This window comes from Bradyrhizobium sp. CCGB01, assembly GCF_024199795.1.
Lineage (GTDB): Bacteria > Pseudomonadota > Alphaproteobacteria > Rhizobiales > Xanthobacteraceae > Bradyrhizobium.
The window spans coordinates 4548575-4569637 of record NZ_JANADK010000001.1 but is presented as its reverse complement, the minus strand read 5'-3'; the positions used below and the strand labels follow the sequence as shown (position 1 = coordinate 4569637).

20 protein-coding genes are annotated in these 21063 nt (G+C 65.8%); 14 read left to right on the top strand and 6 right to left on the bottom strand.

The window, feature by feature from the left end; translation table 11 throughout:
- The first annotated feature begins 168 nt into the window (after positions 1-168).
- From NLM25_RS20880 to NLM25_RS20845, 8 genes are all read left to right on the top strand, one after another.
- The gene (locus NLM25_RS20880; protein ID WP_254138204.1) at positions 169-909 is read left to right on the top strand and encodes a FadR/GntR family transcriptional regulator; all 741 of its coding nucleotides are present in this window, start codon (positions 169-171) and stop codon (positions 907-909) included.
- Entirely contained in the window at positions 855-1844 is a 990-nt protein-coding gene (locus NLM25_RS20875; protein WP_254124298.1) for an NAD(P)-binding domain-containing protein, read from the top strand. The genes NLM25_RS20880 and NLM25_RS20875 overlap by 55 nt, the downstream gene beginning before the upstream one ends.
- A 10-nt stretch (positions 1845-1854) precedes the next feature.
- Positions 1855-2538: an amino acid ABC transporter permease gene (locus tag NLM25_RS20870; protein WP_254138203.1), complete on the top strand. Its 684-nt coding sequence runs from the start codon at positions 1855-1857 to the stop codon at positions 2536-2538.
- Between the two features lie 7 nt (positions 2539-2545).
- A complete protein-coding gene (locus NLM25_RS20865) occupies positions 2546-3214 on the top strand; it encodes an amino acid ABC transporter permease (RefSeq protein ID WP_254138202.1) in 669 nt (222 codons plus the stop codon).
- Between the two features lies 1 nt (position 3215).
- Entirely contained in the window at positions 3216-3974 is a 759-nt protein-coding gene (locus tag NLM25_RS20860; RefSeq protein WP_254138201.1) for an amino acid ABC transporter ATP-binding protein, read from the top strand.
- A gap of 19 nt (positions 3975-3993) precedes the next feature.
- Positions 3994-4788, top strand: a complete 795-nt coding sequence (locus NLM25_RS20855) for a transporter substrate-binding domain-containing protein (RefSeq protein ID WP_254118716.1) — start codon at positions 3994-3996, stop codon at positions 4786-4788.
- A gap of 69 nt (positions 4789-4857) precedes the next feature.
- Positions 4858-5304 (top strand): ribose 5-phosphate isomerase B, encoded by a 447-nt coding sequence (rpiB, locus tag NLM25_RS20850; RefSeq protein WP_212433903.1) that lies wholly within the window; start codon positions 4858-4860, stop codon positions 5302-5304.
- 106 nt (positions 5305-5410) lie between these two features.
- The gene (locus tag NLM25_RS20845) at positions 5411-6136 is read left to right on the top strand and encodes a sulfite exporter TauE/SafE family protein (RefSeq protein WP_254118715.1); all 726 of its coding nucleotides are present in this window, start codon (positions 5411-5413) and stop codon (positions 6134-6136) included.
- A 6-nt stretch (positions 6137-6142) separates the two neighbouring features.
- On the opposite strand, the gene NLM25_RS20840 is transcribed toward NLM25_RS20845, so the two are convergent.
- Positions 6143-8212, bottom strand: coding sequence for a bifunctional diguanylate cyclase/phosphodiesterase (locus NLM25_RS20840; RefSeq protein ID WP_254138200.1), 2070 nt, complete (start codon positions 8210-8212; stop codon positions 6143-6145).
- On the bottom strand, positions 8212-9369 hold the full coding sequence (locus tag NLM25_RS20835) for an ABC transporter substrate-binding protein (protein ID WP_254138199.1): 1158 nt from the start codon (positions 9367-9369) through the stop codon (positions 8212-8214). The genes NLM25_RS20840 and NLM25_RS20835 overlap by 1 nt, the downstream gene beginning before the upstream one ends.
- Before the next feature lie 202 nt (positions 9370-9571).
- On the opposite strand from NLM25_RS20835, the gene radA reads away from it, so the two are divergent.
- The 6 genes from radA to NLM25_RS20805 all read left to right on the top strand — a co-directional run bounded on the left by radA (position 9572) and on the right by NLM25_RS20805 (position 16886).
- On the top strand, positions 9572-11017 hold the full coding sequence (radA, locus tag NLM25_RS20830) for a DNA repair protein RadA (protein ID WP_254118712.1): 1446 nt from the start codon (positions 9572-9574) through the stop codon (positions 11015-11017).
- Positions 11018-11183: 166 nt separating this feature from the next.
- Positions 11184-11813 carry a CvpA family protein gene (locus NLM25_RS20825; protein ID WP_097665957.1) on the top strand — a complete coding sequence of 210 codons (630 nt, stop codon included), beginning with the start codon at positions 11184-11186 and terminating at the stop codon, positions 11811-11813.
- Positions 11814-11841: 28 nt separating this feature from the next.
- Entirely contained in the window at positions 11842-13353 is a 1512-nt protein-coding gene (gene purF / locus NLM25_RS20820) for an amidophosphoribosyltransferase (RefSeq protein WP_254138198.1), read from the top strand.
- A 158-nt stretch (positions 13354-13511) separates the two neighbouring features.
- A complete protein-coding gene (locus tag NLM25_RS20815; RefSeq protein ID WP_254138197.1) occupies positions 13512-14252 on the top strand; it encodes an SDR family NAD(P)-dependent oxidoreductase in 741 nt (246 codons plus the stop codon).
- 91 nt (positions 14253-14343) lie between these two features.
- The gene (locus NLM25_RS20810) at positions 14344-15492 is read left to right on the top strand and encodes a hypothetical protein (protein WP_254138196.1); all 1149 of its coding nucleotides are present in this window, start codon (positions 14344-14346) and stop codon (positions 15490-15492) included.
- Between the two features lie 167 nt (positions 15493-15659).
- The gene (locus NLM25_RS20805) at positions 15660-16886 is read left to right on the top strand and encodes an ABC transporter substrate-binding protein (RefSeq protein WP_254118708.1); all 1227 of its coding nucleotides are present in this window, start codon (positions 15660-15662) and stop codon (positions 16884-16886) included.
- A gap of 187 nt (positions 16887-17073) precedes the next feature.
- Here NLM25_RS20805 and NLM25_RS20800 read toward each other — a convergent pair whose 3' ends face one another.
- Genes NLM25_RS20800 through NLM25_RS20785 form a run of 4 tightly spaced genes read right to left on the bottom strand, consistent with a single transcriptional unit; the run spans position 17074 to position 20990 of the window.
- Positions 17074-18330, bottom strand: a complete 1257-nt coding sequence (locus NLM25_RS20800) for a TCR/Tet family MFS transporter (RefSeq protein ID WP_254138195.1) — start codon at positions 18328-18330, stop codon at positions 17074-17076.
- Complete coding sequence (gene der / locus NLM25_RS20795) at positions 18327-19715, bottom strand: ribosome biogenesis GTPase Der (RefSeq protein ID WP_254138194.1); 1389 nt, start codon at positions 19713-19715, stop codon at positions 18327-18329. The genes NLM25_RS20800 and der overlap by 4 nt, the downstream gene beginning before the upstream one ends.
- A 49-nt stretch (positions 19716-19764) precedes the next feature.
- Complete coding sequence (locus tag NLM25_RS20790) at positions 19765-20307, bottom strand: hypothetical protein (RefSeq protein ID WP_254138193.1); 543 nt, start codon at positions 20305-20307, stop codon at positions 19765-19767.
- A gap of 29 nt (positions 20308-20336) precedes the next feature.
- A complete protein-coding gene (locus tag NLM25_RS20785; protein WP_254118704.1) occupies positions 20337-20990 on the bottom strand; it encodes a tetratricopeptide repeat protein in 654 nt (217 codons plus the stop codon).
- Positions 20991-21063 lie beyond the last annotated feature (73 nt).

Genomic DNA, 21063 nt, shown 5'->3' with positions numbered 1-21063 from the left:
AATTCTTTGAGCGAACGCTCCGATCAATACGCGTCAAATTTGAAGGATCAGGCCGGGGAACCGGTCGGATTGGGCTTGCCTGCGACACCCGCCATTAACCAAGGCCCTTGACGCGGTCGCTCTGGTTAGCCTACTGGTCTGACCAAGATCAGACCAAAAGAGACCGGGATGGAGCTGAAGCGGGCCGCCGAGGGCGAAAAAGGGTTCGAGAAGGTGTTCGCCTTCTTGCGTGAGCGCCTGCTTGCGGGATCGCTCAAGCCCGGTGACCGCCTGATTTCCGAACGCGAGCTGGCAACCCAGCTCGGCGTCAGCCGGCCGATCGTCCGTGAGGCGCTGCGGGCCCTCACCGTGCTCGGCATCGTCGAGATCCGCGACCGCATCGGCACCGTGGTGACGCGGCCGGACGTCTCCGTGCTGAACGACTTCTTCACCTTCGCGCTCGCCCAGCAGGCGGACATGCTCGACGACGTCATGCAGGCGCGCGTCGCGATCGAATGCCAGGCGATCCGCCTCGCCTGCGAACGCGCCAACATCGCCGACTTCGAACGCCTCCAGCGCGCGCTCGCCAAGATCGGAGACACCATCGACGAAGCCGATGCCGGCGGCATGGCCGACTTCGAATTCCATCGCGCCATCGTCGTGGCCTCGCATTCGGAGACGTTGACGGTCCTGCACAGCTCGATGGCCGGCCTGCTGACGCATTCGCATCGCAGCCGCCGCGAGCTGGTGCAGGCCTTCCCGTCGATGAAGACCTACCTGATCGACGACCACCGCCGCATCTTCGAAGCCGTGATCGCGCGCGATCCCGAGCGCGCGGACGCGACGCTGCGCAAGCATTTTGCCATCGGCGACGAATACCGCAGGCGCGCCGTCGTCGGCGACATCGACAAGACCAGCGCCTCGGGCTGACCGCAGACCAACGAACCAAGAAACGGACAAGCAACATGGGACGGAACGACAAGGGCAAGGTCGGCTTCATCGGCATCGGCACGATGGGCCGCGAGATGGTGCGCAACCTCCTGGTGGCCGGGCACGCGGTTCGCGTCTTCGATCTCAACGAGGCCGCATTGGCCGACAGCGCGAAGGAAGGCGCGACCCGCGCCAACAGCCCCGCCGATGCCGCACATGGCGCCGACATCGTCATCACGATGCTGCCCGACACGCCCCATGTCGAGGCGACCGTTTACGGTGAGCAAGGCCTGCTGAAGTCGCCTCCATCAGGCAAGCTGATCGTCGACATGAGCACGATCTCGCCGGTCGCGGTCCGTCGGATCCATGCCGACCTGCAAAAGGTCGGCGTCAGCTTCATCGACGCGCCGGTCTCGGGCGGGCCCGTCGGCGCCAAGAACGCCGCGCTCTCGATCATGGCCGGCGGCGATGTGGCCGCCTTCGCGCAGGCCGAGCCGTTCTTTCGCGCGATGGGCACGACCATCACGCATGTCGGCGCATCCGGTGCCGGCCAGACAGTCAAACTCTGCAATCAGCTGATCTGCGGCATCAACATCCAGGCGATCTGCGAGGCGCTGGCGCTCGGGCGCGCTTCCGGCCTCGATCTCGATCTGCTGCGCAAGGTTTTGCTCGGTGGCTCCGCCGCCTCCTGGATGCTGGACAAGCTCGGCCCCGCAATGATCGCGGGCGACGTCTCCGCCGGCTTTCGGATCGACCTGCAGCTCAAGGACCTCCGCCTGGTGCAGGAGCAGGCCCAGGCGCTGAGCGTGCCCCTCCCCGGCACCGCGCTCGTCACCAGCCAGTATGTCGATGCGCGCGCCCACGGCGAAGGCAGCAACGGCAATCAGGCGCTGTTCCGCGTCTACGACCGCATGACCAACCAGACCACTGGCTGAACCTGATACGATGAGCCTCCAACTCGACTTTCCCGCAGTGCTGGAGCGTTGGCCGAGTTTTGTGGCCGGCGCCGCCCTCACGCTGGAGCTTGCGGCCTTCGCGACGGTGCTGGGTGCCCTGCTCGGCACGCTCGCGGCGGTCGGGCGCGGCACGCACAATTCGCTGATCGCGGGCGCCTGCAAGGTCTATGTCGAGACCATCCGCAACACGCCGCTGCTGGTGCAGATCTTCCTGGTCTATTTCGGCCTCGCCAGCCTCGGCTTGAAATTCTCCGCGTTCACCGTCGCGGTGACCGCGCTGACGATCAATGTCGGCGCCTACACCGCCGAGATCATGCGCGCCGGTTTCGAGGCGATCCCGCGCGGACAGATCGAGGCCGCCGAGGGGCTGGCGCTGTCGCGCTTGCAGATCTACTGGCACATCATCCTGCTGCCGGCGGTCGAGAAGGTCTATCCGGCGCTGACCAGCCAGTTCGTGCTGCTGATGCTGGCCTCCTCGGTCTGCTCGCAGATCTCGGCCGAAGAGCTCACCGCCGTCGCCAACTACATCCAGTCGGACACCTATCGGGCGTTCGAGACCTACATCATCGTCGCCGTGCTCTACGTCATTCTGTCGCTGGTGATGCGCGCCGGCTTCTGGGGCCTCGGCCTCGTGCTGTTCCCGCGCCGTCGCCGGCTCGGCACGCCGTTGTGAGATGACCATGGGCGGACATCTCAACATCAACCATCTGATGTTCCTCGGCCAGGGCGCGCTTTGGACCATCGGTCTCTCGGTGATCGCGCTGATCGGCGGCGGTATCGTCGGCTTCGTGATCGCGCTGGCGCGGATCTCGCCGCTTAGATCGCTGCGGATCGCCAGCGGCTTCTACGTCCAACTGATCCAGGGCACGCCGCTGCTTGTCATCCTGTTCCTCGGCTATTTCGGCCTCGCCGCGATCGGCCTCAAGGTCTCGCCGCTCGCTGCCGCCGGCGCCTCGCTGACGCTCTATGTCGCCGCCTATCTCGGCGAGATCTGGCGCGGCTGCATCCAGTCGGTGCCGAAGCCGCAATGGGAAGCCGCCGAGGGCCTCGCGCTGAGCCGGACCCAGCGCATGATGAAGGTGATCCTGCCGCAGGCGATCCGCATCGCGACGCCCCCGACCGTCGGCTTCATGGTGCAGATCATCAAGAACACCTCGCTCGCCTCCGTCGTCGGCTTCGTCGAGCTGATGCGCTCGGGCCAGATCGTCAACAACTCGCTGTTCGAGCCGTTCGCCATCTACGCGATCATCGCCGTCGTCTATTTCGCCATGTGCTATCCCCTGTCGCTGTTCAGCCAGAAGCTGGAACGACGGATGGGGCGCGGCACGTCCAACCTCGCGCCAGCCTAACATGCAGCAAACCCCCTCCTCTCCCGAACCGATTGTGTCGCTCCGCGACGTGCAGAAGAGCTTCGGCCCGCTCCGGGTTCTCGATGGCGTCTCCTTTGCCGTCGAGCGCGGCGAAGTGCTGGCGCTGATCGGCCGCTCAGGCTCCGGCAAAAGCACCGCGCTGCGCTGCATCGACCGCTTCGAGAAGGTCGACGGCGGCGAGATCGTCGTCTGCGGGCACCGCGTCGACCGCCCCGACGTCGATCTGCGCGCGCTGCGCCAGGACGTCGGCATCGTGTTCCAGAGCTACAACCTGTTTCCGCATCTCACGATCGAGCAGAACATCACGCTGGCGCCGTGCGCGGTGAAAGGCATGGCCACGTCGCAAGCGAAGGACCTCGCGCGAAAAGTGCTGGCGCAGGTCGGGCTCGAGGAGAAGCTGCACGCCTATCCCGAACAGCTCTCCGGCGGCCAGCAGCAGCGCGCCGCGATCGCCCGCTCGCTGGCAATGCAGCCGAAGGTCATGCTGTTCGACGAGGTTACCTCCGCGCTCGATCCCGAGCTCACCGCCGAGGTGCTCAAGGTGATCGAGCAGCTCGCGGCGGACGGCATGACCATGGTGATGGTCACCCACGAGATGGGCTTTGCCAAGGGGATCGCCGACCGGATCGTCTTCATGCATCGCGGCAAGGTCCACGAGACCGGATCCGCCTCGATCCTGACGTCGCCGACCACGCCCGAACTCACGCAATTCGTGGGCACAGGAAACTTAAAATCATAACAGGAAGGAAGAACCAAGGATGACAAACAAGAAGCTTCTGGGGACCGCCGCTGCGCTGCTCGGCCTCGCCATGATATCGGCCACGCCGGCATCAGCCGACCTGCTCGACGACATCACGCAGGCCAAGAAGATCCGCATTTCGACGGACGTCGCCATTCCGCCCTCGGGCATGATGGACGCGAGCATGAAGCCGACCGGCTCCGACGTCGAGGTGGCGCAGCTGCTCGCCAAGGACTGGGGGCTCGAGCTCGAATTCATCCAGACCACCGGCGCGACCCGCATCCCGAACGTGCTGACCGGCAAGGCCGACATCATCATCTCGACCCTGTCAGTGACGCCCGACCGCGCCAAGGTGATCGACTTCACCAAGCGCTATGCGACGCTGCAATCCGACGTCGGCTGCCTGAAATCCTCGACAGTCAAGGACTGGCCCGACCTGAAGGACAAGCAGATCGGCGTCTCGCGCGGCACCACGCAGGACACCACCCTGTCCAACATGAAGGACAAGGACCTCAAGATCGCTCGCTACGACGACGACGCCACGATGGTGACGGCGGCCGTCTCCGGCCAGGTCGACTGCGTCGCCTCGTCCGCGACGATCATCAACCAGATCGGCGTGAAGAACCCGTCGCGCGTGTTCGAGTCCCGGATTCCGCTGGCGACCTTCGACCTCGCCATCGGCCTGAAAAAGGGCGAGCAGCGCCTGATGGACAAGCTCAACGCCTGGATCACCGAAAACGTCAAGAACGGCAAGCTCAACGCGATCTACAAGAAATTCCACGGCGTCGAGCTGCCGCCGGACATGCGCAGCTAAGACCAGAAACAATCGTGAACAGCCGCATGCGGCTGTCACGACCCCATGCAAGATCAAGAAGGACATCACATGCGTCTCGTCATCGGATCCGACCACGCCGGCTGGCCGCTCAAGCAGACCGTTATCGACCATATCCGCAAGCTCGGCCACGACGTCATCGATGTCGGCTCCTATGACGACAAGCCGGTGGACTTCCCCGACATCGCCCGCGCCGTGGCGCAGAAGGTGACGTCGGGCGAAGCCGCGCGCGGCATCATGGTGTGCGGCACCGGCGTCGGCGCCTCGATCGCCGCCAACAAGATGAAGGGCATCCGCGCCGCGGTCTGCCACGACGTCCATTCCGCCCATCAGAGCGTTGAGCATGACGACGTCAACGTCATGTGCATCGGCGCGCAGATCGTCGGCGCCTGGCTCGCGGTCGATCTCGTCTCGTCCTATCTCTCGGCCGAATTCTCGACCGACGAGGACTTCCGCCGCCGCGTCGAGAAGCTGCGCGTCATGGACGAGCAAGGCTGACGCCCCGCTCAGACCGGGCATGCGCGGGGCGATCGGTTCCCTTACCTGGAACGGATCGCCCGCACGACCGGCCACGGCTAAACTCTCCCGATTCGTGGAGAGCAACTTGGCCTTCCTCTTCGTCCTCATCGTCGGCCTGATCGCCGGCACCGTCTCGGGCATCGTCGGCACCGGCTCGTCGATCATGCTCATGCCGGTGCTGGTCTATGCTTACGGGCCGAAGGAAGCCGTGCCCATCATGGCAGTGGCCTCCGTGATGGCGAATTTCTCCCGGATCCTGGCCTGGTGGCGCGAGGTCGACTGGCGCGCTTGTGCAGCCTACTCCGTCACCGGCATTCCGGCCGCGGCGCTCGGCGCCCGCACGCTGCTCGCGCTCCCCTCGCACGCGGTCGATCTCGCCATCGGCACCTTCCTGATCGCGATGGTGCCGGTGCGGCACTGGCTGGCGCGGCATGACCTGAAGGCCAATCTCTGGCACCTGGCGATCGGCGGGGCGATCATCGGCTATCTCACCGGCATCGTGGTCTCGACCGGACCGCTCAGCGTGCCGCTGTTCCTGTTCTACGGCCTGTCCAAGGGCGCGTTCCTCGCCACCGAGGCCGCCTCCTCGCTCGGGCTCTACTTCGCGAAGTCCGTGACGTTCGAGCGCTTCGGCGCGCTGACCGGCGACGTGTTCGTCAAGGGCCTGATCGCGGGCTCCTCGCTGATGTCAGGCGCCTTCATTGCCAAGCGTTTCGTGCTTCACTTGAAGCCGGAGATGTTCCGCATGGTGATGGACGCGATCATGATCGCGGCCGGGCTCTCGATGTTGTGGAATGCGACCCAGCCGTAGGCCCGCTCAGGCGGCGAACTCCGGCGCGATCGACGGGCTCTCCGCAAGAACACGGCTTTCCGCCGGCGCCTGTCCCTCGAGCCATTGCAGCACGGCCTCGAGCGGCTGCGGCCGCTGATAGAAATAGCCCTGCCCGAGCGTCACGCCCATCTCGCGCATGGCGTGCGCCTGCTCGGCCCGCTCGATGCCTTCCGCGACCAGGGTCAGCCCCAGCGTGCCGGCGAGCGAGGCGATGACGCCGACGATCGCCTTGTCTTCCGCGCTGGCAGGGATCTCGCTGATGAAGGCCTTGTCGATCTTGACCTTGTCGAGCGGGAAACGCCTGAGATGGGCGAGCGAGCTGTAGCCCGTGCCGAAATCGTCGAGCGCGATGGTTGCACCGAGGCGCCGCAGGCGATGCAGCGTCTCGGAGGCGCTGGCGATGTTGTTGATCAGCGAGCCCTCGGTGATCTCGAGCTCCAGCAATGATGCCGCGACATCGAAGCGCGCGCAGGTCGCGCGCAGCTCTGCGGCCAACGAATGGTCGGCAAGCTCGGACGGCGGCAGGTTGATCGCGATCCGGATATGCGGCTTGCCGGCCGACGCCAGTCGCTGCAGCGCGCGGCAGGCGTCGGTCAGCACATAGCGCGTTAGCTGCGCATTGTTGCCGCTGCGCTCGATCAGCGGGAGGAATTCGCCGGGACCGATCAGGCCATGTTCGGGATGGCGCCAGCGGATCAGCGCCTCGAGGCCGACGACGGCCTGGCTCTCGAGGTCGACCTGGCTCTGATACCAGACCTCGAACTGCCCCTCGGCGAAGCCCGTGGGAATGGCGAGCTCGAGATCCCGGCGGCGGCGATAGTCGCGCTGGAGCGCTTCGTCCAGCACGGCGACCGTGCCGGGCGCCTTGCTCTTGGCATGGTAGAGCGCGATGTCGGCGAGCGCCGGCAGATGCGACAATTCAGGATCGCCGGCGCGGCGCACGGCAAGGCCGATGCTGGCGCGCGGCACGACCTGTTTGTCGTGCAGCCGGATCGGCTCGGAAATCGCATCGAGCAGCTGGCGCGCGAAGGCCTGGGCGGTCGCTTCATTGCTGACCTCGGGGCGGATGACGACGAATTCGTCGCCGCCGAGCCGGGCCACCCAATCCTGCGGTTCGACCGCATCACGAAGGCGCTCGGAGATGTGCACCAGGAACTTGTCGCCGGCATCATGGCCGAAGGTGTCGTTGATGCCCTTGAAGTCGTCGAGATCGATGAAGCAGAAGGCGATCAGCGAGTCCGGCGAGCCGGCATCGCTGCTCAGGGTCACCAGGTGTTCAGACAGCGAGCGGCGATTGGGCAGGCCCGTCAGCGGATCGTGCGCAGCCATGTGCCCGAGGCGGTCGAGCGCACCCGATGTCGTGTGCTGCATGGCGTTGAAGGCGTGCGCGAGCTGGCCGAATTCGTTGGACGATTTGATGTCCGCCGGATAGGCGCGGCCGTCCTGCTTGCTGCGCTGAATAGCCGACATGATCGCGGCGAGCGGCTTGCCGATGAAGATGTCGGCCGAGATCCGCATCGCAACCATGGTCGCAAACGTTGCGAGCAGGCCGACGACCAGAAGCAACATCAGCCGGCTGCCCGTGTCCGCGTAGACCGTCGCATAGGAATAGGCGATCGCGATACGGCCGGCCTGCACGGCGATATTGCCGTTCCTGTAGTTGATGGGACGTGAGACTTCCGCGACCGCCTGGTCCGCCGGACGCGCCACCACGCGTGCGATCGCAACGCCGGTGTCGTCATAGACCGCTGCCGCGGCGATGGTCTCGTCGTGCATGATCTCGTTGAGCACGCTCGTGACCTGGTCGTAACGCATCTTCCAGAGCGGCTCGGCGATCAGCTCGGCGCGGCTGTCGGCCGTGCGGACAATGCGGGCGTCGAGCTGCCTGATCTGCGACCAGAAGCTCGAGGCCTCGACGCCGGCGGAGGCAAGCAGCTGCACCACCAGCAGCACCGGCACGGTGGCCCAGATCATCGCGCGGACGACCGAGCGCGAGCGCGACGGCGCCGCGTGTGGCCTGCGATCCGGATCGCTCGTGTCGTTACCGTTTCGCATCAGTCGGCAGCGCCTTCCGGCGGCGTCAGCGAAGAGATGAGCGCATCGATGGAGAAATCATACTGGCCGCAGCGCCCCGCCCTCGCCCTGAAACGTGCGAAGTCGATCCGGTCGAAGGCGCGCGTCTTGATGAGGTCTCCGACCGCAGCGAGATTGCCGCGCGTGATCGCAGCCGTCTTGGCCTCGACGCGGGGCGATACTGCCGCGAAATCGCAGCCGTCGGCGTAGTCGCGCAGGAGAACGATCGACCAGCCGCCGAGCAGGAAATGCCCGCCGTCGGTCAGCAGGAGACGACCCGCCTTGATCTCGCGCAGTGCGTCCTCCGACCAGTTGAGGCCGACCAGCTGGATGTTCCGGCCCGGCGTGAGGCCGGCAGCGACCACCGCGCGAAGCGCGCCGAGCGCCATCGGATCGTTTCCGGCCCAGATGCCGGCAGGCCGGATCTCCTTGCGCGCGGCCCAGCTCAGGTAATTCGTGGTGACCTGCTCGGCCTCCGACTGGGTCCAGTTGGCGAACAGCATCCGGTCCACCACCACATCGGGCGCGGCGTCCACCGCGAGTTTGAGGCCGGCGTTGCGGGCGATCGAGGCCGGCGTGATCTCGTCGCCGCCGATGCCGAGAATGTGGATCTTGCCGTCCGGGCTCTGCCACTTCTCGGCGCGCGCCGCGCCGATCAGGGCATTGGCCATCCGCGCGCCCGCGGTCTGAAGATCCGTCGTGATGTCGCCGAGCCAGGTCTTGAGCTTTTGCCGGGGCGGTCCGAGACGCGCCGCGTCGTCACCGATCAGCGTGTTCGACAACAGCAGGGTCCTGACGCCGGCAGCCTCGGCCGCCTCCAGGATCGGCACGGCGGCCGATTCCTCGTTCGACAGGATGAGGAAGTCCGGCTTGTCGGCGCGCGCCACCACGCCGAGCCCGAGCTCCTGCATGGTGCGATAATTGCGCTCGCTGGTCAGCACCTCGACGTGAGCGTCGAGCTTGCGGCCGGCAGCCTGCATGGTCTGCGAAACCATGTCCCAATAGACCTCGCCGGTCTTGCCGGGGTTGACGAAAACGATGTCGAGATGCCTGGCGTCGGCCGCAACGGCGCCGCCGGGCGGCACAAATACGCCGCAGGCGATGCCCACAGCGAGCACGATCCGCAAGACTACCGTCATTCTGTTCGCCACCCCGTATTGGTTCCGAAACTGGACCGGTGTCCGCTAATATTTGGCAAAGTCCGGAACGGCGCCGCGGCGCAGAGCTAACAAAGGGTGTATCGGCTGATGTGAATTGCGCTAATTGGGGGGCTGGCGATCGCCGTTTCCACCGGTCATTCCGTGCTATCAGCAAACCAGAAACCCTCGACTCGCTGTCCCCATGGCCAAGAACACGCTTTCCTTCGTCTGCCAGAACTGCGGCGCGGCCTATAACCGCTGGCAGGGCAAGTGCGAGTCCTGCGGCGAGTGGAATACTCTCGCCGAGGAGGACACGACCGGCAGCGTGCCGGTCTCGATCCGCTCCAAGCGCAAGGGCCGGACCTTTGCGCTGGAGAGTCTCGCCGGAAAGAGCCCGGACGCACCGCGCCTGTCTTCAGGCATGACCGAGCTCGACCGTGTCACCGGCGGCGGCTTCGTCCGCGGCTCGGTGCTGCTGGTCGGCGGCGATCCCGGCATCGGCAAATCGACGCTGCTGACGCAGGCCACCAGCATGATGGCGCGCGCCGGGCATCGCATCGTCTACATCTCCGGTGAAGAGGCGGTCGCGCAGGTACGGCTGCGCGCCGAGCGGCTCGGCCTGTCGGATGCGCCGGTGCAGCTGGCCGCCGAGACTTCGGTCGAGGACATCGTCTCGACGCTGTCGGAAGGCGCGGTCCCGCGGCTGATCGTGATCGACTCGATCCAGACCATGTGGACCGACACGGTGGAATCCGCGCCCGGCACGGTCACCCAGGTGCGCGCCTCGGCGCAGGCGCTGATACGCTTCGCGAAGAAGACCGGTGCGGCCATCATCCTGGTCGGCCATGTCACCAAGGACGGCCAGATTGCCGGCCCCCGCGTGGTCGAGCACATGGTCGACGCGGTGCTGTCGTTCGAGGGCGAAGGCTCGCAGCAGTTCCGCATCCTGCGCGCCGTGAAGAACCGCTTCGGCCCGACCGACGAGATCGGCGTGTTCGAGATGACGGGACTTGGCCTGCGCGAAGTCACCAATCCCTCCGAGCTGTTCCTGTCCGAGCGCGATCTCGGCACGCCCGGCACCGCGGTCTTCGCAGGGATTGAGGGCACTAGGCCCGTCCTGGTCGAATTGCAGGCGCTGGTGGCGCCGACCTCGCTCGGCACTCCGCGCCGGGCCGTCGTCGGCTGGGATCAGAGCAGGCTCTCCATGGTGCTGGCGGTGCTGGAGGCCCATTGCGGGGTCAAGCTGTCCGGTCACGACGTCTATCTGAACGTCGCAGGCGGCCTGCGCATCCACGAGCCGGCGGCCGATATGGCCGCCGCTGCCGCGCTGGTGTCGTCCCTGGTTAATGCGCAGTTACCCACCGATGCGGTCTATTTCGGCGAGATTTCGCTCTCCGGCGTGATCCGCCCGGTGGCGCAGACCCCGGCCCGGCTCAAGGAAGCCGTCAAACTCGGTTTCAAACGCGCCGTGCTGCCCGAATCGGCCCGGGGCGACTCCGGCGGCGATGCCGGACTGTCCCTGAACGCCGTCAACAGCCTCACGACCCTCGTGGCCGAGATCGCCGCCAAGGGCTCCCGCCGCGGCGAACAGAGCGCGCCGGCGGAGAAAAATGCCACACCGGCAAGATTCCGCCGTGGAGAGGGTTAGGCGGAGGTGACGTCCTCCGCCCCCGCCGCTATACAGCCGTCACAAAAGCAGCATGGGATTGCGTGGTTGCGGCCTTGCCGGGAACGCCGTCTGGCCCTCACTTAGGGCCACGGCCAAACACCGATTCGCTGAGCACCTTTGAAGTACGAGCGGACCAGACCAGCCGATGCCAGTAACCATCCTCGACCTGATCCTGCTCGGTGTGATGCTGATCTCGGGCCTGCTCGCCATGGTCCGCGGCTTCATGCGCGAAATTCTCTCGATCGCGGCCTGGGGCGCGGCGGCCATCGTGACGCTGTACTCGTTCTCGAAGCTGCTGCCGACCGCCAAGACCTATTTCAACAACGACACCGTCGCGAGCGTGGTCGTCGTTGCGGGCGTGTTCGTCGGAACCCTGGTCGTGGTCTCGGTGATCACGGTCCGGATCTCCGACATGATCCTGGATTCGCGCATCGGTGCGCTGGATCGCACCCTGGGCTTCCTGTTTGGGCTGGCTCGCGGGCTTTTGATCGTCGTGGTCGCGTTCCTGTTCTTCACCTGGCTGGTGCCGGACAAGCAGCGCCCGGACTGGGTCACGGGGGCCAAGTCCCGCGTGGTGCTCCAGGGGACCGGCGATTGGCTGATGGCCCTCTTGCCTGACGACCCCGAGAACACCATCTTGAAGAGATTCAAGAAAAACAAACCAGATGATGATCAAGCTGATTCCGAGCAGCAGCCTTCGGGCAGTGGCGACGGATACAGCAAACCGGCTCGTGACAGCCTTAAAAAGCTGATCGAGAAACCTGCGGCGCGTTGATTTAGCCCTAAAGAGAGGCGCGGACGAGATGCGACACCCTGACCAGGACGCCCAGCTTGACCACGATCTCGGCCCGGCCGCGCTCGAGCTACAGGATGACCTGGAGGGGGATACGCTGCGCGAGGAATGCGGCGTCTTCGGCATCTACGGCCACCCCGACGCCGCCGCCATCACGGCGCTCGGCCTCCACGCCCTTCAGCACCGCGGCCAGGAGGCCGCCGGCATCGTCTCCTACGACGGCAGCCGTTTCCACTCCGAACGCCGCCTCGGTCTCGTCGGCGACACCTTCTCCCGCCGCGAGGTGATCGACCGCCTGCCCGGCAATATGGCCGTCGGCCATGTCCGCTACTCCACCACCGGCGCCACCATCCTGCGCAACGTGCAGCCGCTGTTCGCCGAGCTCAACGCCGGCGGCCTAGCGGTCGCCCACAACGGCAACCTCACCAACGGCCTGACGCTGCGTCGTGAGCTGGTGCGGCACGGTGCGATGATGCAGTCGACTACCGACACCGAGGTGATCCTGCACCTGGTCGCACGTTCCAAGCGCAGCCGCTTCATCGAGCGCTATATCGACGCGCTGCGCGAGATCGAGGGCGCCTATGCGCTGGTTTCGCTGACCAACAAGAAGCTGGTCGGCGCGCGCGATCCGCGCGGCATCCGTCCGCTGGTGCTCGGCGAGCTCGATGGTTGCCCGATCCTGACCTCGGAGACCTGCGCGCTCGACATCATCGGCGCGCGCTTCATCCGCGACATCGAACCGGGCGAAGTCATCGTGTTCGACGAGAACGGCCAGGACATTCACAAGCCGTTCCCGCCGATGGCGCCGCGCCCCTGCATCTTCGAATACATCTATTTCTCCCGTCCGGACTCCATCGTTCACGGCCGCTCGGTCTACGAGGTGCGCAAGGCCTTTGGTGCGCAACTCGCGCGCGAGAGCCATGTGCCGATCGACGTCGTCGTGCCGGTGCCGGATTCCGGCGTGCCGGCCGCGGTCGGCTACAGCCAGCATTCCGGCGTGCCGTTCGAGCTCGGCATCATCCGCAACCACTATGTCGGCCGCACCTTCATCCAGCCGACGCAGGCGATCCGCGAGTCCGGCGTGCGCATGAAGCATTCGGCGAACCGCGCCGCGATCGAAGGCAAGCGCATCATCCTGATCGACGATTCGCTCGTGCGCGGCACCACCTCGAAGAAGATCGTGCGCATGATGCGCGATGCGGGCGCGAAGGAAGTGCATTTCCGCCTCGCCTCGCCGCCGATCCTCTATCCCGACTATTACGGCATCGACCTGCCGGATCGCGGCGGCCTGCTGGCCGCGACGCATTCGCTGGAGGAGATGCGCGAGATCATCGGCGCCGACTCGCTCGCCTTCCTGTCGATCGACGGCATGTACCGCGCCATGGGCGAGCCCGGCCGCGATCCCGCCAATCCGAAGTTCTCGGATCATTGCTTCACTGGGGCGTATCCGACCCACCTCACCGACCAGACCCAGACCGAGCAGCAGCCGCGGCAATTGTCGCTGCTGGCGGAGGCGAGCTGACGGCACAGCCGTCATCCCGGGGCGATGCGAAGCATCGAGCCCGGGATCTCGACGTGTTGCCTCAAACGTCTGGATTCCGGGTTCGGTCCTGCGGACCGCCCCGGAATGACGACGTAGTGGGGGCTTGTCCCGGCCATCCACGCCTGTAAAACCCCGCCATGACAAATCCCCTCGCCAACCGCATCGCACTCGTCACCGGCGCCTCGCGCGGCATCGGCTTCGCCACGGCACGCGCGCTGGCCAAGGCCGGCGCGCATATCGTTGCGGTCGCGCGCACGCAGGGCGGGCTGGAAGAGCTCGACGACGAGATCCGGAAGGACGGCGGCAGCGCCACGCTGGTGCCGCTCAATCTCACCGATTCCGACGGCATCGCGCGGCTCGGGGCCGGCCTGCACGAGCGCTACGGCAAGCTCGATATCCTGGTCGGCAATGCCGGCGTGCTCGGCCCCTCCTCGCCGGTCGGCCATATCGAGCTGAAGGCCTTTACCGACGTGATGGCGGTCAACGTCTCCGCAAACTTCCAGCTGATCCGCTGCATGGAGCCGCTGCTCAAGCAATCCGACGCCGGCCGCGCTGTGTTCGTGACCTCGGGCGCCGCCAACAAGGCAACCGCCTATGTCAGCCCCTATGCCGCCTCCAAGGCCGCGCTGGAAACGCTGGCGCGTGCCTGGGCGCAGGAGACCGCGAACACACCGATCCGTGTCAACCTGTTCAACCCCGGCCCGGTCCGCACCCGCATGCGCGCCACGCTGATGCCGGGCGAGGACCCCGCCACGCTCGACACGGCCGAGCAGGTCGCCGAATTCATCGTGCCGATGTGCGCACCCGGCTGGACTGAGACCGGCAAGTTCTACGACTACAAGACCCGCAGCCTGATGAGTTTCCGCGCGCCTGCGTAATTGCCCTGCCTGATTGACTCAAGTGCCTCCCCGCGATTGACTGCCGCTGCTCAAGCGGCAGCAAGCCGCAAGCCAAGAAAGGGAGGTCGCCATGGCACCATGGCATGATCGCGCAAGCTTTACGCGTGCGCTCGCAAACGTCTCTCACGCCTTCTCCATCCTCATCGCAGCCATTGCGTTTCTGCTTCCGGGCCCGGCAAGCGCCGGCGACGTCCCGACCTTTGCGGTCGATCCGTCCTGGCCAAAGCAATTGCCGAACAACTGGATTCTCGGCCAGGTCGGCGGCATCACCGTCGATTGGCAGGGCCACATCTGGGTCATCCATCGCCCGCGCTCGCTCACCGACGACGAGAAAGGTGCGAGCCTCAACCCGCCGCGCTCGAAGTGCTGCGTTTCGGCGCCGCCCGTTCTCGAATTCGACACCGACGGCAATCTGCTCCGGTCCTGGGGCGGTCCGGGCGAAGGTTATGAATGGGTCGGACGCGAGCACGGCATCGAGGTCGACGAACGCGGCTTCGTCTGGGTCGGCGGCAATGCCGACAATGACAACGCCATCCTGAAGTTCACGCTCGACGGCAAGTTCGTCGCGCAGATCGGCAAGATCGCGCCGAGCCTCGGCAGCAACGACACGACGCAGCTCGGCAAACCCGCGGAAACCGCGATCGACAAGGATACGAACGAAATCTACGTCGCCGACGGCTATGGCAACCGCCGCGTGATCGTGTTCGACGCGACGACGCTCGCCTACAAGCGGCACTGGGGCGCCTATGGCAACAAGCCAGATGACACCAAGCAGGCGGCCTACGATCCCAAGGCGCCGGTCGCCCAGCAATTCGGAAATCCCGTCCACTGCGTGAAGCTCGCCAATGACGGCCTCGTCTATGTCTGCGACCGCATCAACAACCGCATCCAGGTGTTCAGGAAGGACGGCTCCTTCGTGAAGGAGTTCTTCTTCGAGAAGAACACGCTCGGCAACGGCGCGGTATGGGATATCGCGATCTGGCCCGATCCGAAGCAGACCTGGCTACTCAGCGCCGACGGCGAGAACAACGAGATCAGGGTGATCAAGCGCGACGACGGCAGCGTGGTCGGCAGCTTCGGGCACAACGGCCGCAATGCCGGGCAATTCCACTGGGTGCACGCGATGGCGATCGACGCCAAGGGTAACGTCTATACCGCCGAGGTCGACACCGGAAAGCGCATCCAGAAATTCAAGCTGACGTCGGACGCGCTCAAATAGCGTCTCAACACACTTTGCTCAAAAGTTAACCGACGGATGACGCTTCGACGCAGCGTCATCCGGCTTTAGGCGCATTGCCGCCGGCCGTGGGACACGGTAGAGCGATCAGCCGGAACAAGGCTCCGCAAGAGAGCCGTCCGCATATTTGACAATGGAGGAAACCTTTTATGACGACGACGCTCGCGCGCCGCTATGCGGCCCTTCTGGCCTGTGCCACCTTCGGTTTTGCAACATCCGCCTACGCGCAGGACAAGACCGTCAAGATCGGCGTGTTGAACGACATGTCGAGCCTTTATGCCGACATCGGCGGCCCCAACTCCGTGGTCGCAATCAAGATGGCCGTCGAGGATTCCGGCCTGCTCAAGAAGGGCTGGAAGATCGACGTGCTGAGCGGCGATCACCAGAACAAGCCGGACGTCGGCGTCAATATCGCCCGGCAGTGGATCGACAACGAGAAGGTCGATGCGATCGCCGATACGCCGAACTCCGGCGTCGCGCTCGCGGTCAGCAACCTCGTCAAGGAAAAGAACGCGGTGCTGCTGAATTCAGGCGCGGCCTCTGCCGACTTGACCGGCAAGGCCTGCACGCCGAACACGATCTCCTATACTTACGACACCTACATGCTGGCCAACGGCACCGGTAAGGCGCTGACCAAGGCCGGCGGCGACACCTGGTTCTTTCTTACCGCTGATTATGCCTTCGGCCACGCGCTGGAACGCGACACCACGGCCGTCGTGACGGCGAATGGCGGCAAGGTGCTGGGCAGCGTCAAGCATCCGATCAACAGCTCGGACTTCTCGTCGTTCCTGCTGCAGGCGCAATCGTCGAAGGCCAAGGTGGTCGGCCTCGCCAATGCCGGCGGCGACACCACGAACTCGATCAAGCAGGCGGCGGAATTCGGCATCGTGTCGGGCGGGCAGAAGCTCGCGGCGCTGCTGCTGTTCATCAATGACGTGCATTCGCTGGGGCTGAAGACCGCGCAGGGCCTGACCTTCACCGAGTCCTTCTACTGGGACATGAACGAGCAGACCCGCGCCTGGTCGAAGCGCTTCGCCGCACTGGCCAGCAAGAACGCGATGCCGTCGATGACCCAGGCTGGCAACTACGCGATGGTGCTGCACTATCTCAAGGCGATGGAAGCGCTCGGCGGCAACCCGCATGACGGCGCCAAGGTAGTCGCCAAGATGAAGGAGCTGCCGACCGACGATCCGCTGTTCGGCAACGGCCCGCTGCGCGCGGACGGACGCCGCCTCATCCCGGCCTATCTGTTCGAGGTGAAGAAGCCCGAGGAGTCGAAGGGCCCGTGGGACTACTACAAGCAGATCGCCACGATCGCGGCCGAAGACGCGGCCAAGCCGCTCAAGGACAGCGAATGTCCGCTGTTGAAGAAGTGACCGCGTAGCGGTCACGCACACCTCCACGACGTGATGCCCGGGCAAGACCCGGGCATTTGCGTTTCAGTTCGTAGGGTGGGTTAGCCCTGCGACTGCGCGAAGCGCAGTTCGCTGGCGTAACCCACCTCTTCTCCGGCGTTGGGCAAGATGGCGGATTACGCTTCGCTAATCCGCCCTACGGCTCTTGCTACGAGACCGTCTTCGTGGTCGCCAGCGTCCGCATCGCGATCGCCACGCACACCACCATCAGGACCGCCGCAAGCAGGAACGGCGCGCCGGGCAGATGCCAAGGCGCGCTGGCGCCGATGAAATAGGAAAACGTCAGCGTGAACAGGAACGGCCCGACGAGCTGCGACACGCTCTGCACGCTCGCGGTCGCGCCCTGCAACTGGCCCTGCTGATCGGGCGCGACCAGCCGCGTCATCAAGGATTGCATGGCGGCACCCGAGATACCCCACAGCGACATCACGGGAATGCCGATCCAGAACAGCGGGCCGGTCGGCGCAGCGCCGAAGATCACGAACCCGATCGCGCCACAGCACAGGCCGAGCACCAGCGCGTTCCGCTCGCCGAGCACGCGCACGATCGGACCGATGGCGAGCCCCTGCACCACCATGGCGCAGATGCCGACCATCGCGAGGGTCAGTCCGACGGTCTTGGAATCCCAGCCGTAACGATAGGTCGCATAGAGCACGAAGGTCGACGGCAGCACGACATGCGCGACCTGCGCAATGAAATTGACGACGGACATCGCGGCCAGCGCCGCGTTGGACCGCAGCAGGTGCAGCGCCCCGACCGGATTGGCGCTCGCCCAGCGGAACGGCGCGCGTTTGTCGGATGCCAGCGATTCCGGAAGGACGAAGAGCCCATAGAGCGCATTGGCGAAGCTGAGGGCGGCCGAGGCCCAGAACGGCAGCCGCGGATCGATATCGCCGAGCAAACCGCCAAGCGCGGGGCCGAGGATGAAGCCGGCACCGAAGGCCGCCCCGATCCTGCCGAAGACCGCCGCGCGCCGCTCCGGCGGCGTGATGTCGGCGATATAGGCAAAGGCTGTCGAAATGCTCGCCGAGGTGATGCCGGAGATCACGCGGCCGACGAACAGCCAGACCAGCGAGGGCGCCAGCGCCATCAGCACATAATCGGCCGCAAGCCCGAAATTCGACAGCAGCACTACCGGCCGCCGTCCGAAGCGATCCGACAGCGCGCCGAGCACCGGCGAGAACACGAACTGCATCAGCGCCCATGCGGTGCCGAACAGGCCGAAGATGCGGGCCGCATGCGCGGTGTCGTTGTCGACGAAGCTCTCGATCAGCTTCGGCAGGATCGGCATGATCACGCCGAGCGCGAGCATGTCGAGCAGGATGGTGACGAAGATGAAGGCGACCGCACCGCGCCGGACCGGCGCTGCGCCCTGCGCCATCGCCTCGCCGGCATCGTTGCTCACGACGGCCGCTTGCGCTTGTGGGCGAAGGGGTTGGCTTTCTCGCGCAAGGTGATGCGCACCGGCGTACCCGGCAGCTCGAACGTCTCGCGCATGGAATTGGTCAGGTAGCGCAGATAGGACTGCGGCACCGCGTCCGCGCGCGAGCAGAACAGCACAAAACTCGGCGGACGGGCCTTGTTCTGCGTGATGTAGTTCAGCTTCAGGCGGCGGCCGGACACCGCGGGCGGCGGATTGGCCTGGACCGCCTGCTCGAACCAGCGATTTAGCGCGGACGTCGGCACGCGCCTGTTCCAGACCGCGTAGGCGTCCTGGATCGCCTGCATCAGGCGGTCGATGCCCTCGCCCATCAGGCCGGAAACGGCGACGATCGGCACGCCCTTGACCTGCGGCAGCCAATGATCGGCGTCGCGGCGCAGAGTCGAGATCGCGCCGCCGCCCTTGGTCTCCATCAGGTCCCATTTGTTGACGGCGAGCACGACCGCGCGGCCCTCGCGCTCGATCAGATCGGCGATGCGCAGATCCTGCTCCTCAAAGCGGTTCTGCGTGTCCATCATCAGCACGACGACCTCGGCAAAGCGAACCGCGCGCAACGCATCGGCGACCGAGAGCTTTTCGAGCTTCTCCTCGATACGCGAGCGCCGCCGCAATCCTGCGGTGTCGAACACGCGAAAATCACGGCCCTTCCAGTTGATCTCGACCGCGATGGAATCACGCGTCGTGCCGGCCTCCGGGCTCGTCAGCAGGCGCTCCTCGCCGAGCAGATGGTTGATCAGCGTCGACTTGCCGGCATTGGGCCGGCCGACGATGGCGACCCGGATCGGACGCGTCGCAGCCTCCTCCTCGGAGAGCGGCGCGTCGTCCTCGTCCTCGTTCTCGTCTTCGTCGACGGGCTCCGGCATCAACTCTCTAAGGGCATCATAGAGCTCGCCCATGCCCTCGCCGTGCTCGGCCGAGATCTGGATGGGATCGCCGAGGCCGAGCGCAAACGACTCCATCGCGCCGGCATCGCCATGCTTGCCTTCGCTCTTGTTGGCGACCAGCAGCACCGGCTTGTTGGCCTTGCGGGCGAAATCGGCGAAGGCGCGATCGGTGGGCGTCAGTCCGATGCGGGCATCGATGACGAAGAACAGCGCGTCCGCTTGAGCGATCGCGGCCTCGGTCTGCTCCTGCATGCGCGCGGTCAGGGAGCCCTTGGCGCCCTCGTCGAGACCGGCTGTGTCGATGATGGTGAATTCGAGATCGCCGAGCCTGGCATCACCCTCGCGGCGGTCGCGGGTGACGCCCGGCAGGTCATCGACGAGCGCCAGCTTCTGCCCAACCAGGCGGTTGAACAGCGTCGACTTGCCGACATTGGGTCGGCCGATGATGGCAATCGTGAAGGACATCGGTCATTCGTGCGCTGCGAGAGCTGCGCCTGTCAATGCAATGAAACAATTAGCGCGAGAAGCTGCCGCTCGGCATCGGCGCCGGGAAAGCGCCCTGCGACTGCTGCTGCGTGGTCTGGGTCGGTTGCGTCTGCTGGACGGGTTGATCCGGCGGCGGCGCGGTGGTGCGCCTGCGGACGATCTTCTGCTTGGGCGCCGGAGCGGCTGTGGGCGGCGCGGCCTCCGGCTGGGCCTCACCATCGACCTCACCGGCAGGCGCCTCGGCCGGCGCGGCCGCGGACGGCTGCCTGGTGTTCTTCTTGGCGCCCTTGGCCGGCTTGGCCTCGGGCGGCGGCTCCGTGGGCAGAGCCGCGACGGCAGGCGCGTTCGGATCCGGCTGCTGCTGTGCCGTGCCCTTGTACATCTCGCGCGGCACGCCCTGCTCGAGGCCCGGTACGCCTCCCGGGAAGACCGGCTTGCGGTCACCCGGCAGCTTCTTCTTGGTGTCGAGGAAGTCGAGCATATCGCTTGGATCGAAGCTGGAGCAGCCGCCCAGGACGCCCGTGAAGGCGATCAGGACGGCGGCTGCGATCAAGCGTGGCGTGCGGCGCATCTTGGTGTCTCGTTCGAGTCAGAGAGCCGTCAGCTTTTGGCGACGGGCGGCAACAGAGCCTGGAGCGCCTCGGCGCGCGAGCGCAGGCCCGGCGGCGTTTCGCCGTCCTCGGCGATCGCATCGAGCCATTTGCGGGCCGCGGTCATGTCGTTGTTGCGCCAAGCCGACAGCGCCAGCAACTCGCGGGCGCTGTGGCGGAACGTGGATTTGGGGGCGGCGGAGGACTCCAGCCGCTGCTGCATGTCGGCATAGGACGCGCTGTCGACCAGCAAGCCGGCGGCACGAATCTTCGCCAGGTCCTGCCACTCGCCGCCGACGCTGCGATCAGCGGCGATATCGTCAAACATCTTGGCGGCAGCCTTGGGATCGCGGGGCCCGGCCTCGGCCGCAGCGCGCAGCCGCGCCAGGGTGCGATAACCCGAGGGAGCCTTGGCGGCGAGCTCGGTGAAGGCGGCCTCGGCCTCGGCGTGCTTGTCCTGGTCGGACAGCTCAGCGGCCTTCTCGAAGGCAGCGCCGGCCTCGGCGGCCTTCTTGCCCTCCAGATACTGGTAGCCGCGCCAGCCGCCCACGGCGGCCACGATCAGCACCATCAGGGCGATGAAGACAATCGAATACTTCTCCCACAGCTTCTTGAGCTGTTCGCGACGTACTTCCTCGTCGACTTCGTCAAATAATTCAGACACTTATGCTAATCCCATGCCCGTCCGGGTGCGCGCGCCAGAGCGTTCGCGTCAGGAATCCCGTCCCCGCGTGGCG

What these genes read in the sequence shown, in the direction of transcription:
- NLM25_RS20870 (WP_254138203.1), top strand. Translation starts at nt 1,855, where the DNA reads ATGAGCCTCCAACTCGACTTTCCCGCAGTGCTGGAGCGTTGGCCGAGT.
- NLM25_RS20865 (WP_254138202.1), top strand. Translation starts at nt 2,546, where the DNA reads ATGGGCGGACATCTCAACATCAACCATCTGATGTTCCTCGGCCAGGGC.
- der (WP_254138194.1), bottom strand. Translation starts at nt 19,715, where the DNA reads ATGTCCTTCACGATTGCCATCATCGGCCGACCCAATGTCGGCAAGTCG.
- NLM25_RS20790 (WP_254138193.1), bottom strand. Translation starts at nt 20,307, where the DNA reads ATGCGCCGCACGCCACGCTTGATCGCAGCCGCCGTCCTGATCGCCTTC.
- NLM25_RS20810 (WP_254138196.1), top strand. Translation starts at nt 14,344, where the DNA reads ATGGCACCATGGCATGATCGCGCAAGCTTTACGCGTGCGCTCGCAAAC.
- NLM25_RS20840 (WP_254138200.1), bottom strand. Translation starts at nt 8,212, where the DNA reads ATGCGAAACGGTAACGACACGAGCGATCCGGATCGCAGGCCACACGCG.
- NLM25_RS20880 (WP_254138204.1), top strand. Translation starts at nt 169, where the DNA reads ATGGAGCTGAAGCGGGCCGCCGAGGGCGAAAAAGGGTTCGAGAAGGTG.
- NLM25_RS20860 (WP_254138201.1), top strand. Translation starts at nt 3,216, where the DNA reads ATGCAGCAAACCCCCTCCTCTCCCGAACCGATTGTGTCGCTCCGCGAC.
- radA (WP_254118712.1), top strand. Translation starts at nt 9,572, where the DNA reads ATGGCCAAGAACACGCTTTCCTTCGTCTGCCAGAACTGCGGCGCGGCC.
- NLM25_RS20855 (WP_254118716.1), top strand. Translation starts at nt 3,994, where the DNA reads ATGACAAACAAGAAGCTTCTGGGGACCGCCGCTGCGCTGCTCGGCCTC.
- NLM25_RS20815 (WP_254138197.1), top strand. Translation starts at nt 13,512, where the DNA reads ATGACAAATCCCCTCGCCAACCGCATCGCACTCGTCACCGGCGCCTCG.
- purF (WP_254138198.1), top strand. Translation starts at nt 11,842, where the DNA reads ATGCGACACCCTGACCAGGACGCCCAGCTTGACCACGATCTCGGCCCG.
- NLM25_RS20825 (WP_097665957.1), top strand. Translation starts at nt 11,184, where the DNA reads ATGCCAGTAACCATCCTCGACCTGATCCTGCTCGGTGTGATGCTGATC.
- NLM25_RS20835 (WP_254138199.1), bottom strand. Translation starts at nt 9,369, where the DNA reads ATGACGGTAGTCTTGCGGATCGTGCTCGCTGTGGGCATCGCCTGCGGC.
- NLM25_RS20805 (WP_254118708.1), top strand. Translation starts at nt 15,660, where the DNA reads ATGACGACGACGCTCGCGCGCCGCTATGCGGCCCTTCTGGCCTGTGCC.
- rpiB (WP_212433903.1), top strand. Translation starts at nt 4,858, where the DNA reads ATGCGTCTCGTCATCGGATCCGACCACGCCGGCTGGCCGCTCAAGCAG.